At 43.9% G+C, this 12,257-nt stretch carries 7 protein-coding genes; 6 read left to right on the forward strand and 1 reads right to left on the reverse strand.

The window, feature by feature from the left end; all coding sequences use genetic code 11:
• The 6 genes from A3757_RS17050 to A3757_RS17075 form a co-directional block, all read left to right on the forward strand.
• Positions 1–3,813: NAD-glutamate dehydrogenase (locus A3757_RS17050; RefSeq protein ID WP_068739984.1), on the forward strand; the 3,813-nt coding region annotated here is incomplete at its 5' end.
• 93 nt (positions 3,814–3,906) lie between these two features.
• Positions 3,907–5,901 carry a transketolase gene (tkt, locus tag A3757_RS17055; protein WP_068554689.1) on the forward strand — a complete coding sequence of 665 codons (1,995 nt, stop codon included), beginning with the start codon at positions 3,907–3,909 and terminating at the stop codon, positions 5,899–5,901.
• A gap of 44 nt (positions 5,902–5,945) precedes the next feature.
• Positions 5,946–6,977: a type I glyceraldehyde-3-phosphate dehydrogenase gene (locus tag A3757_RS17060; protein ID WP_068506446.1), complete on the forward strand. Its 1,032-nt coding sequence runs from the start codon at positions 5,946–5,948 to the stop codon at positions 6,975–6,977.
• A gap of 36 nt (positions 6,978–7,013) precedes the next feature.
• Positions 7,014–8,177: a phosphoglycerate kinase gene (locus A3757_RS17065; protein ID WP_068554692.1), complete on the forward strand. Its 1,164-nt coding sequence runs from the start codon at positions 7,014–7,016 to the stop codon at positions 8,175–8,177.
• 30 nt (positions 8,178–8,207) lie between these two features.
• Positions 8,208–9,272, forward strand: coding sequence for a class II fructose-bisphosphate aldolase (gene fba / locus A3757_RS17070; protein ID WP_068506450.1), 1,065 nt, complete (start codon positions 8,208–8,210; stop codon positions 9,270–9,272).
• Positions 9,273–9,481: 209 nt separating this feature from the next.
• Positions 9,482–11,482, forward strand: a complete 2,001-nt coding sequence (locus A3757_RS17075) for an Ig-like domain-containing protein (RefSeq protein WP_068554694.1) — start codon at positions 9,482–9,484, stop codon at positions 11,480–11,482.
• A 30-nt stretch (positions 11,483–11,512) separates the two neighbouring features.
• On the opposite strand, the gene A3757_RS17080 is transcribed toward A3757_RS17075, so the two are convergent.
• The coding region (locus A3757_RS17080; protein WP_231878307.1) for a sensor histidine kinase KdpD at positions 11,513–12,257 on the reverse strand (745 nt) is incomplete at its 5' end.

Here is a 12,257-nt window from a genome sequence, read left to right on the forward strand (position 1 = left end):
AAAATCAGCTACGTTTCTGAAAACTCGGGTTTAAATATACGGGACTATCGGGGCAAGGAGCTTCTGCAGTCTCTGATAGTTTTTCCACGGGAGGATCTGTTCCAGATTGATAAGGATGAGTTGCTCGACGTTATTATGGGAACCCTTTATATACAGGAGCGAAAGCAGACAAGGCTATTTATAAGAGAGGATATTTTTAGCCAGTTTGTCTCATGTTTGGCTTATGTCCCAAGAGAAATCTATAGCACGGATATTCGCCTTAAAATTCAGCGAATTTTACAAGATAGTTTAGGTGCTGCTGATACTGACTTTAATACATTTATATCTGAGTCAGTGCTTGCGCGAACCCATATTAACTTGCGTGTTGAACATTTTGACCGAAGTGCGTTTAACGTTGCTGACATTGAAGAGAAAATTGTTGCTGTAGCTCAGTCTTGGGAAGACGATCTAGAGCAATCTTTGTTTGATGCTTACGGCGAAGAGAAAGCAAATACTTATATCAACCGTTATAGATCCGCTTTTTCATCAAGTTATCGAGAAGAGTTTTCGCCTCGAAGAGCTGCGGTCGATATCGAGAATATAGAAAAGGTAAAAACTGAAAATACGATTGGTATGAGTTTTTATCGAACGATAGAAGAAAATGAAAAAGTCGTTCACTTTAAGCTTTTTCATGCTGATCAACCGATCCCATTGTCTGATGTCATGCCTATCTTCGAAAATATGGGGCTGAGAGTTATCGGTGAGAACCCTTACGAAAGTATTGATCGTGAAGGAGCTACGGTGTGGTTACATGATTTTATGTTGACGACAAGCGATCAGAAGCCAATTGATATTTCGAAGATTCGTGATAATTTCGAAGAGCTATTTATCAAAGTGTGGCAGGGAGACGCAGAGAATGACCGATTTAATAGGTTAATAATCAGTGCCTATATGAATTGGCGTCAAATCGCTATGCTACGATCTTACTCCCGTTATATGCAACAGATTCGCGTTAGCAACTCTCAAGAGTTTATTTCTAATACGGTGGTGTCAAACGTAGAAATCACGGCCTTGCTTAGCGACTATTTTGAACACCGTTTTAAACCCGGTGCAAACGCTTTATCTGCAAAGAATCTAAAGCTGCTAGATAAGATAGAAGAAAACTTTTACAAGGCGCTAAACAATGTACATAACCTGACCGAAGACAAGATTCTGCGTTTATATCTTGATTTGATCAAAGCAACGATGCGTACAAACTTCTATCAGCACGATAGCGGTGGTGCGGATAAAAGTTATATTTCGTATAAGTTGCAGCCGCGTTTAATTCCAAACGTTCCTTTGCCCGTTCCAATGTATGAGATATTTGTTTATTCGCCCAGGGTTGAAGGGGTTCATTTGCGTGGGGGGAAGGTTGCTCGTGGTGGCTTGCGTTGGTCTGATCGTTATGAAGATTATCGCACTGAAGTTTTAGGCTTGGTTAAGGCTCAGCAAGTTAAGAATGCTGTTATCGTTCCGGTTGGTGCGAAGGGCGGCTTCGTTGCTAAGAATTTTCCAAGCGACCGGAAAGGCTTCATCGCTGAAGGGATTGCGTGTTACCAAACCTTTATTACCGGAATGCTTAATGTAACCGATAACCTGGTTAATGGTGAAGTGGTTAAGCCGACCGAAGTCGTATGTCATGATGATGACGATTATTACCTCGTAGTTGCCGCGGATAAAGGCACAGCAACCTTCTCTGATATTGCGAATGAGATATCTTTGGAGAAGGGGCATTGGCTTGGTGATGCCTTTGCTTCGGGTGGTAGTCACGGCTACGACCACAAGAAAATGGGGATCACTGCAAAAGGCGCTTGGGTATCAGTTCAGCGCCATTTCAGAGAGCTAGGTCTTAATACGCAAACAACGCCATTCACTGCAATTGGTATCGGTGATATGGCAGGCGATGTTTTCGGAAATGGCATGCTGCTATCCAAGCATACCAAGCTAGTAGCGGCATTTAACCATATGCACATTTTCTTTGATCCTGATCCGGACCCTTCAACAAGCTTTTCAGAGAGAAAGCGCTTGTTTGAACTGCAGGGCTCTACCTGGGATGACTATAACAAAGAACTGATTTCTGAAGGTGGCGGTATTTATTCACGTTCCTCTAAGTCTATTGAACTTTCGAAGCAAATGCAGGACTTTATCGGTACAAAGGAAACGCGCCTGGCTCCAAATGATTTGATAAATCGAATACTAAAGGCAGAGGTTGACCTGCTTTGGTTTGGCGGCATTGGCACCTATATTATGTCGAGCAAGGAAACTCACGCGGATGTGGGTGATAAGGCTAATGATGTATTACGTATCACCGGTAAAGAGCTAAAAGCCAAAGTAGTCGGTGAGGGCGGAAATTTGGGTATGACCCAGCTTTCTCGTATTGAGTATGCTCAGAGTGGCGGGCAATTAAATACAGACTTTATCGATAACGCGGCTGGCGTAGACTGCTCAGATCATGAAGTGAATATAAAGATCCTCTTGAATGATATATTGCTGAATGGAGACTTAACTGAGAAGCAAAGAAATAAACTGTTAGCAGACATGACGGATAGCGTGTCTGATCTCGTTTTAAAAAATAACTACCGTCAAACACAAGCAATTAGTATAGCGCTTAAAGATGCGATGCCAAGAATGGAAGAGTATCGACGTCTGATCAATGCAATGGAAGCATCAGGAAAGCTGAATCGTGAACTTGAGTTCCTGCCTTGTGATGACGATATCACTGAGCGAAAGTCTCTAGATATGGGGCTAACAAGACCCGAGTTATCAGTACTTATCTCCTATGTAAAAGGTGACCTTAAAGAAGAGCTTATTAACTCGAACCTTCCTGATGATGACCACTTGAGTGATGAAATTGAGGTCGCCTTCCCACAACAGATAGTCAAGAAATACGGTGCTCAACTTCATGATCATCGCTTAAGAAGAGAGATCATATCAACGCAGGTTGCTAACGATATGGTCAATCATATGGGGATTACATTCGTTGAGCGGTTAAAGCAATCAACAGGTGCAAGCTCCTCTTCAGTTGCTTTGGCTTATATTATCGCGCGTGATGTATTTGACCTTGAAAATATTTGGGGGCAAATAGAGGATCTTGATTACCTTATTTCCAGTGACCTCCAGTACAGTATGATGGCTGAGTTAATGAGTTTAATGCGCAGAGCATGTCGCTGGCTGATCAGAAATCGTCGCAGTGAATTAAACGTTACTGAGAATATGGACCGTTTCAAAACTGGTATAGCCAAGATTGCTAAATCGTTACCAAGTTACCTGACTGGCGCATCTGCCCAGTTATGGCAAGATAAGTTTGATAGCCTGGTCGAGCAAGGTGTGCCGGAAAAGCTCGCAGGTATTGTCGCTGGGGCCAGTCATTTGTATTCTGCGCTTGGGATTATAGAGGCGCAGGAAGAGGGTGATGGCTCTCTGGATCAGGTTGCCAAAATTTACTACTTACTGGGCAATCGCTTAGAGCTAACTTGGTTCTCCTACCAAATTAACGCACTTACGCCTTTAACTCACTGGCAAGCACTAGCGCGTGAAGCTTTCAGAGAAGATCTAGACTGGCAGCAGCGTGCTTTAACTGTCGGTTTGTTGAAGTTGAATGATGCCCCGAAAGACATAAATAAACGTGTCGATTTATGGATGGAGCAGCATGATGAGCTTGTGGCGCGATGGCGTCAGATGCTCACTGAATTCAAAGCTACCGAAGATGCAGAGTTTTCAATGTATTCAGTTGCGTTGCGAGAGTTGCTGGACCTTGCCCAGAGTACGGTTCACTCGGCCTCCCAGGCTTCATAATATTATTACCCTATTGTTCAAGTTTTATTTGCTCAATAGGGTAATTTAAGCGAGAATGGCGGCTTTTTTAGATCATCTTTCGGGAGAAATTTAATGCCGTCACGTCGTGAACTAGCAAATGCCATTCGTGCGTTAAGTATGGATGCAGTTCAAAAAGCAAAGTCTGGCCATCCTGGCGCGCCAATGGGAATGGCTGATATTGCTGAAGTGTTATGGAACGGCCACTTACAGCATACCCCTCAGAACCCGTCTTGGCCAAATCGCGATCGATTTATATTGTCCAACGGCCACGGTTCAATGCTTATCTATTCTTTGCTGCACTTAAGCGGTTATGATCTGGGTATTGAAGATCTTAAAAACTTCCGACAGCTACATTCTAAAACGCCAGGTCACCCTGAATACGGATACACACCCGGAGTTGAAACTACCACTGGCCCTCTTGGTCAAGGTATTTCTAATGCGGTGGGTATGGCGATAGCCGAAAAGTCACTTGCTGCGCAATTTAACCGTGAAGGTCATAATATCGTTGATCATTACACCTATACATTTGCTGGTGATGGCTGTTTGATGGAAGGTATTTCCCACGAAGTGTGTTCTTTAGCAGGTACGCTTGGCTTGGGTAAATTGGTACTTTTTTATGATGATAACGGCATTTCAATAGACGGTGAAGTCGAAGGTTGGTTCTCTGACGATACACCTAAGCGCTTCGAGTCTTATAACTGGCAAGTTATTCCTAATGTAGATGGTCATGATGCTGATGCCATCGAGGCGGCCATTAAAGAAGCTAAAAGTAATACTACTCAGCCAACTATTATTTGCTGTAAAACAGTAATAGGTTTTGGTTCGCCAAATAAAGAAGGTAAAGAAGATTGTCACGGTGCTCCGTTGGGTGATGATGAAATTGCTGCAACTCGTGAGCGCTTAGGCTGGGCTCATGGTGCTTTTGAAATTCCCGAAGATATATATAATGGCTGGAATGCTCGTGAAGCTGGTTCCAAGGCTGAGAAAGATTGGTCTGCTCGTTTTGATGCATACGCAGAGGTATATCCAGAACTTGCTAGCGAATTCAATCGTCGTTTAGCTGGTGAGCTTCCAGAAGATTTTGCTAAACAAGCAGATCAATACATTAATCAGTTGCAAGAAGATGGTGCAACGATTGCCAGCCGAAAGGCATCCCAGAATTCCTTGAACCAGTTTGGTCCAATGCTTCCTGAATTAATGGGGGGCTCTGCTGATCTTGCTGCGTCTAACCTGACTTTATGGAGTGGCTGTAAGGGCTTGGAAGCTAATGATGCGGCCGGTAACTATATTTATTACGGCGTTCGTGAATTCGGTATGGCTGCGATTATGAATGGCATCGCCTTACACGGCGGATTTGTTCCTTACGGTGCTACTTTCTTAATCTTTATGGAATACGCACGCAATGCTGTACGTATGTCTGCACTCATGAAGCAGCGTGCTATCTATGTATTTACACATGATTCTATTGGTCTGGGCGAAGATGGCCCAACTCATCAGCCGGTCGAGCAGATTTCAAGTTTGCGTCTAACGCCTAACATGAACTGCTGGAGGCCTTGTGATACGGTTGAGTCAGCCGTGTCGTGGAAGCATTCCCTTGAGCGTGCCGATGGCCCATCCTCATTGATTTTCTCGCGGCAAAACCTAGTTCACCAAGAGCGAAGTAAAGAGCAAGTTGCAAATATTGAGCGTGGTGGTTACATCTTGAAAGACTGTGAAGGCTTGCCAGAGTTGATTCTGATCGCTACAGGTTCTGAAGTAGGATTGGCAGTTGCTGCTGCAGACGAACTTACTAAGCGTGAAGTTAATGTCCGAGTTGTTTCTATGCCTTGTACTGATGTTTTTGATCAGCAAGATATCGAATATCGCCTGTCTGTTTTACCTCTTGAGGTTCCTGCGCGTATTGCTATTGAGGCAGCGATCGCCGATTACTGGTACAAGTATGTGGGTATTGACGGACGAGTGATCGGCATGAATAGTTTTGGCGAGTCTGCACCTGCAGGACAGTTGTTTGAGGAGTTCGGCTTCACTGTTGATAACATCCTAAATGTTGCCGAAGATTTGCTATAAATGCACGACCTGATAGTGAGCCTTGAAGGTATCGGACGCTCAGAATGACTTATCGTGTCGCAATTAATGGCTATGGTCGTATTGGGCAGTCTTTGTTGCGTGCTAGCTATGAACGGTCGAAAGGCCGTTCTGTTGGTGACGATTCGATAAAGTTTGTCGCTATTAATGAGCTTGCAGATGCTGATACGATTGCTTATTTGACCCGGTACGACACGACATTTGGTAGATTCCCGCTTTCAGTTGATGTCCAGGGTGACTCGAAGATGGTTGTCGGGAACGACCTAATTGCCTTAACACGTTTTTCGCAACCTAGCATGCTTCCTTGGGAGGATCTGGGTATAGATTTAGTCATGGAGTGTACTGGTCGCTTTAGTTCTCTTAAGCAGGTTTCCGGTCATTTGGAGTCTGGTGCCGGGCGCGTGCTTGTTTCTCAACCAGGTGATGAAAGCTTCGATAAGACAGTGATCTATGGTGTAAATCATTTTGGCTTAGATAGTGGCGACATAATCGCCTCGTGTGCGTCATGTACTAGTAATGCTGTTGTGCCAGTATTGAGTGCTATAGATGAACGCTTCGGTATTGTAGCTGGTTCGCTTACCACTATTCACTCCGCTATGAATGATCAGCCAACGATCGATGCCTATCATCATCAGGATCTTAGGCGTACTCGAAGCTCGATGAACAATGTGGTTCCCGTCGACACAGGTTTGGCGAAAGGTGTTGAGCGTATTTTGCCTGACTTGAAAGGTAAATTAACTGCGACTGCTATGCGAGTCCCTACGATTAATGTTTCAGCGATAGAGTTATCGTTGTATGTAGATATGGCCGTTAATACTAATGATGTGAACGCATTGTTAGCCGAAAAGGCTGGTGCCGATAAATTTGGTATTTTCCACTACACCGAAGAGCCGTTAGCGTCGAGTGACTTTGTTGGTGATACTCACTCAACAATTGTTGATGGTAGCCAGACAAGAGTGAGTGGCGGACGTTTGATCAAGGTTTTGACTTGGTTTGATAATGAATGGGCATACGCAAACCGTATGCTCGATGTTGCTAGATATTGGCTTGCAAAGTGACTTTTTGCAGGGCCGCAATGTTATATGGGAGATTATATGTCTGTTCTTAAAATGATGGATCTCGACCTTAAAGGAAAGAGGGTTTTGATTCGCGAAGATTTGAATGTTCCAGTTAAAAATGGAAAGGTAACGAGTGATGCACGTATTCGAGCGTCATTGCCTACAATCAAGCATGCTATGGAAGCCGGCGCTAAAGTAATGCTTATGTCTCATTTGGGTCGACCAACTGAGGGTGAGTATGATGAGGCTTTTTCACTGGCGCCCGTTGCTAGTCATATGTCCGATCTGCTCGGTAAAGATATTCCAGTACTAAAAGATTGGCAGGATACAGACGGTCTGAATGACGGCGACGTTGTGTTATTTGAAAATGTTAGATTTAACGTTGGTGAAAAGAAAGATGATGAGGCTTTGTCAAAGGCCTATGCAAAGCTTTGTGATATTTATGTGATGGATGCTTTCGGAACCGCTCATCGCGCACAAGCATCTACGCATGGTGTCGGCAAATTTGCCCCTGTTGCCTGCGCAGGCCCTTTGCTTGCTGCTGAGCTGGATGCTTTAGGAAAAGCATTAAAAGAACCTAAGCGACCTTTAGTTGCTATTGTTGGTGGTTCCAAAGTCTCCACTAAATTAACAGTGCTTGAGTCACTTTCTGATATTGTTGACCAGCTAATTGTCGGTGGCGGTATTGCTAATACCTTTTTAGCTGCTGATGGCAAGGCTGTTGGTAAGTCTTTGTGCGAAGAAGATTTAATTTCCAAGGCTAAAGCTCTTAGCGAAAAGACTCATATCCCATTGCCTACAGACGTCGTGGTTGGTAGTGAGTTTTCAGAGTCTGCAGTTGCGACAACGAAAAATTCTGATGAGGTAGATGAAGGCGATATGATTTTTGATATCGGCCCGGCAACCTCTGAGAGCTTGGCGGAAATACTGAAAAGTGCGGGTACGATAATTTGGAATGGGCCAGTAGGCGTGTTTGAGTTCGACCAGTTTGGTGCGGGCACTAAAGCGCTATCATTAGCCATCGCTGATAGTGATGCATTCTCAATAGCAGGTGGTGGCGACACCTTGGCTGCTGTCGATAAGTATGAAATCGCAGATAAGGTTTCGTATATTTCTACGGGTGGCGGTGCCTTTTTAGAATTTGTAGAAGGTAAGACTTTACCTGCAGTAGCAATGTTAACAGAGCGCGCAAGCTCATAAATTCAATCCATGTTTTAACCGGAGATAATCATGGCATTAATTAGTATGCGACAACTACTTGATCATGCTGCAGAGTATGACTACGGAGTTCCAGCGTTTAACGTAAATAACCTTGAGCAGATGCGCGCTATTATGGAAGCAGCTGATCAAACAAATAGTCCTGTGATAGTGCAGGCTTCAGCCGGTGCTCGTAAATATGCCGGAGCACCTTTTTTGCGTCATCTTATTTTGGCGGCTATCGAAGAATTCCCGCACATTCCTGTTTGTATGCATCAGGACCACGGTACTTCTCCAGCAGTTTGCCAGCGCTCGATTCAACTTGGGTTTTCTTCAGTGATGATGGATGGTTCGCTGATGGACGATGGCAAAACACCTTCCAGCTACGAATATAACGTTGACGTCACAAAGCGCACTGTTGAAATGGCGCATGCTTGCGGTGTTTCTGTTGAAGGTGAGCTTGGCTGTTTGGGGTCTTTAGAAACTGGCCAGGCAGGTGAAGAAGATGGTGTTGGTGCTGAAGGTACACTTAGTCACGATCAGATGTTAACTGATCCAGAAGAGGCAGCAGATTTTGTTAAGCAAACTGGTGTTGATGCGTTAGCGATTGCATGTGGTACAAGCCATGGCGCGTATAAGTTCACGCGTCCACCTACTGGTGATATTTTGGCTATTGACCGTATTAAAGCGATAAATGAACGTATTCCTGGTACGCACCTAGTAATGCATGGTTCATCCTCTGTACCTCAAGAATGGCTTGCTGTTATTAACGAGTACGGCGGCGAAATTCCTGAAACCTATGGTGTCCCTGTAGAGCAGATTGTAGAGGGCATAAAATATGGCGTTCGTAAGGTAAATATTGATACCGATCTACGTCTGGCTTCTACTGGTGCTGTGCGTCGCTTTATGGCACAGAATCCAGCAGAATTCGACCCTAGAAAGTATCTAAAAGAAACTGTAAGTGCGATGAAAGAAATTGTAGTTGCTCGATACGAAGCGTTCGGAACAGCTGGTCGTGCTGATAAGATTAAGGCTCAAAGTCTTGATTCAATGTTTGCACAGTACCAAGACGGTTCTTTGGCTCCGAAGATATCTTAACCTTGGTAAGGGCCTGAATTTATTCAGGCCTTTTTTCTCATTGCGTTTAAAAAAGCCCTCATTAAAACTTTTATACTCAAACTGTCCAATATTTTCTAAGCGAAGCTGTTACTTGTCGCACAATCTTGGAAGTAAACCATAGAGCGTTCATCTGGTACATGGTATAAATGCCTGATTCATTTCTACTATTGTATTTATATGGAGTTTAAATGCACTCTCACTACCTAAGAGCCGGGAAAAATAAACTAATACTCCTGGTTGTTATTTTTCTTTCGGGCCTTTCTGCCTGTGATAGCGATGGTACTCGTAGTCTGCCTGAAGCTGCCACCGATACTACTGCACCGACTATTATTCGCATCACTCCTGATTCTGAAGAGATAAGCTACGGCGTGGACTTAAATCCAACTGTGTTATTTAGTGAGAAAATGAATATAGATTCTTTACTTGATAATCGAGTTGGTATTTATTCTGGTAGTTTCGATCCTGACTCAATTACAGAGCCTGTTGAGCGAGAAATAAATATTTCTCACAGTACTGTCCCTGGGGAGTCAAAAGTACCAGATGAAGAAAGCGGTAAATTGATTGATGTTGACGCTACTGAGTTAACATTAGGGCTGAGTAGTGGTCGTTTTGCCTTACATAACACTTATACTCTTCAAGTGGAATCAGACGTACATGATTTAGTGGAAGATGATTTGTCAACAAGTGAGGATGAGCGTAATTTTCTTGAAGGCGGGGAGAGGGTCGCGTTTACGACGGAGTCTGGCGTATGGCACGAGTCCGAAACTCTTAATTTCAAGTACTTGAATGAAGAGGGTACACAGGCAGTCTTTCATCAAGGGGACAGCTTTGAGCCGATTATCCAAAGTAGTCAAAGTGGCACTACTTTATTGGTTTGGAAGCAGAGTGTTGAAGGTGTGACACAGATTTGGGCAAGTCAATATCTAGCGGATCAGGAAGTCTGGGTTCTACCCGGAACTGAGTCTGCTTCACGGCATTGCCGCAAGAATCCTGACTCTCTTGATTCTTCCTGCGTTAACTCATTAAGGTTGGATAGTGCTGGTCTTGGTAGCGTTTACTCTCCAGAAATCGCTATTAATGAGCTGGGGCATGCGGTCGTTATATGGATTCAGCCAAGGTCTCCTGACGCACAGCTGACAGCATGGGTTAACATGTTTGATGGGAATGCATGGAGCGGGCCACGAGATCTTTTAAGTGGGTCTTCTGTTGATGGTGAGGTTAGAAATACCAGTTTTAGCTTAAGTGATTCTGGAGGGGTTGTTGGTGGTTTCATTCAACAAAGCTCTGCCGGTGTTCAGCGTGTAAGGCTGCTTTCTTTTAATTTTATTACCGGGTTTAATGGTTTGGGGTTTGGCGCTCCAATTTATATTGATACAGTATCAGGAGCCGATGTTTTGGGAGACGCCCAAGACCTTGAATTATCTCTTAGTTCCTCAGGTCTTGGTGTGGTGGTGTGGTCACAGGAAGTGTCGGGCTTCGACAGAGTTAGAGCAAGAAGATTCAATGTATCAAGTGATGCAACTCTGAGCAGTGATGAAACACAGTTTGTTGATGTTGTTGGTGCAGAAACACACTTTGCGGTTCAACCTAAACCCTCAATTTCTGATAATGGCGATCTCTACGTTGCTTGGCGTCAATCTTCTGGAAGTCGATATGATCTAATGCTTAATCGTAACGCTAGCGGAGAGTGGGAAGATGCTAAAAAGATTGAATATGATGACTCGGCAAGCGTTAGTGAGTTTACTCTGGCCCACAATAATTTGAACGAGTTATTTGTGGCTTGGTCAATGCTGTTCGACGATGGTGTGAACAGTCTTACAGTTCGTTCTTATCATCCCGGCTCTGGCTTTTCTACTGCTGAAGACATTCCAGTTACTGGATCTGGTTCTGAGAGACCGGTTACCAGCCCTTTACTAAACTTTGACTATGAAGGTAACGGTGTCTTAAGTTGGGTTCAGAATACTTCGTTCCACCCAAAAATCAATACAAGACAATATTCTAAGTTGTCTAAGGTGTGGCTGAGTGAAAGTACGATTGTTCAAGAGACATCAGGTGCCGAAGTGTTAACCTTGAGGCAAAATGCCTTGCTACGTGACGGCAGAATACTTTCAGTGTGGGGGCTGTCTGATGTTACCGGTGCATCGCTTGGCAGCGCACTGTTTAAAGAATACCTCCCACCTATTGAGTAAGAAAAATCTAGGCTGGCTTGGTAATTTGATTTAGGGAAGTGCTACCGTGAAGACTCCCCCTCCGTGTCTGCCTCCATTTGATAACTTGATAGACCCTTGCTTGTCATTTTGTGTGTGAAGTTTAGTGACCATTTCAGCAAAATATATTCCCAGGCTGGTGCTGCCAGTTTGAAAGTTAATGTTATTTATTACTTCTCCTGGTGAGGCTTGCAATAGCTCGTCAGGATAACCGATTCCATCATCATGTATTTCTATAATCAGGTCATCATCTTTGATGTAGGCGACGATTTCAATGATCGATTTGGTATAGCGTGAAGCATTATTTAGCGCGTTATTAAGAACGCCCAAAATTACCTCCCTATCAAAATACCAAGATATATTTGGATCACAGGTGATTTCGAGTTCAATATTTTTATCTTTGAGCATTGGCGAATAGTGTGCGGATTGCTCGTCCAGGATGTCGTGAACAAAGCACTCATCGATATGTAATGATAGCATTTCATTCTGCAGGCGATATAAGCCAAGTAGCTGTACAAGGTAGCTATTTACACGTTCAGCCTCATATTTTACGACAGTCGTATTGTTTCTTTGTTGCCACTCTTCAGGCAGTTCTTCGCACATCTGATCTACGGAGTGTAGTAGCATGCTGAGCGAATTTTTCATGTCGTGGACAGCTGATGCGATAATCATCGAGAAATCGGGTTGTTTGTCTTTACTCATGATACTGTACTCGTTCAATTTTGTTTTTTGGATTGAAGTTCTGCTACTTGCTTCT

The sequence above is a fragment of the Oleiphilus sp. HI0117 genome (assembly GCF_001635235.1).

What these genes read in the sequence shown, in the direction of transcription:
- tkt (WP_068554689.1), top strand. Translation starts at nt 3,907, where the DNA reads ATGCCGTCACGTCGTGAACTAGCAAATGCCATTCGTGCGTTAAGTATG.
- A3757_RS17060 (WP_068506446.1), top strand. Translation starts at nt 5,946, where the DNA reads ATGACTTATCGTGTCGCAATTAATGGCTATGGTCGTATTGGGCAGTCT.
- fba (WP_068506450.1), top strand. Translation starts at nt 8,208, where the DNA reads ATGGCATTAATTAGTATGCGACAACTACTTGATCATGCTGCAGAGTAT.
- A3757_RS17075 (WP_068554694.1), top strand. Translation starts at nt 9,482, where the DNA reads ATGCACTCTCACTACCTAAGAGCCGGGAAAAATAAACTAATACTCCTG.
- A3757_RS17065 (WP_068554692.1), top strand. Translation starts at nt 7,014, where the DNA reads ATGTCTGTTCTTAAAATGATGGATCTCGACCTTAAAGGAAAGAGGGTT.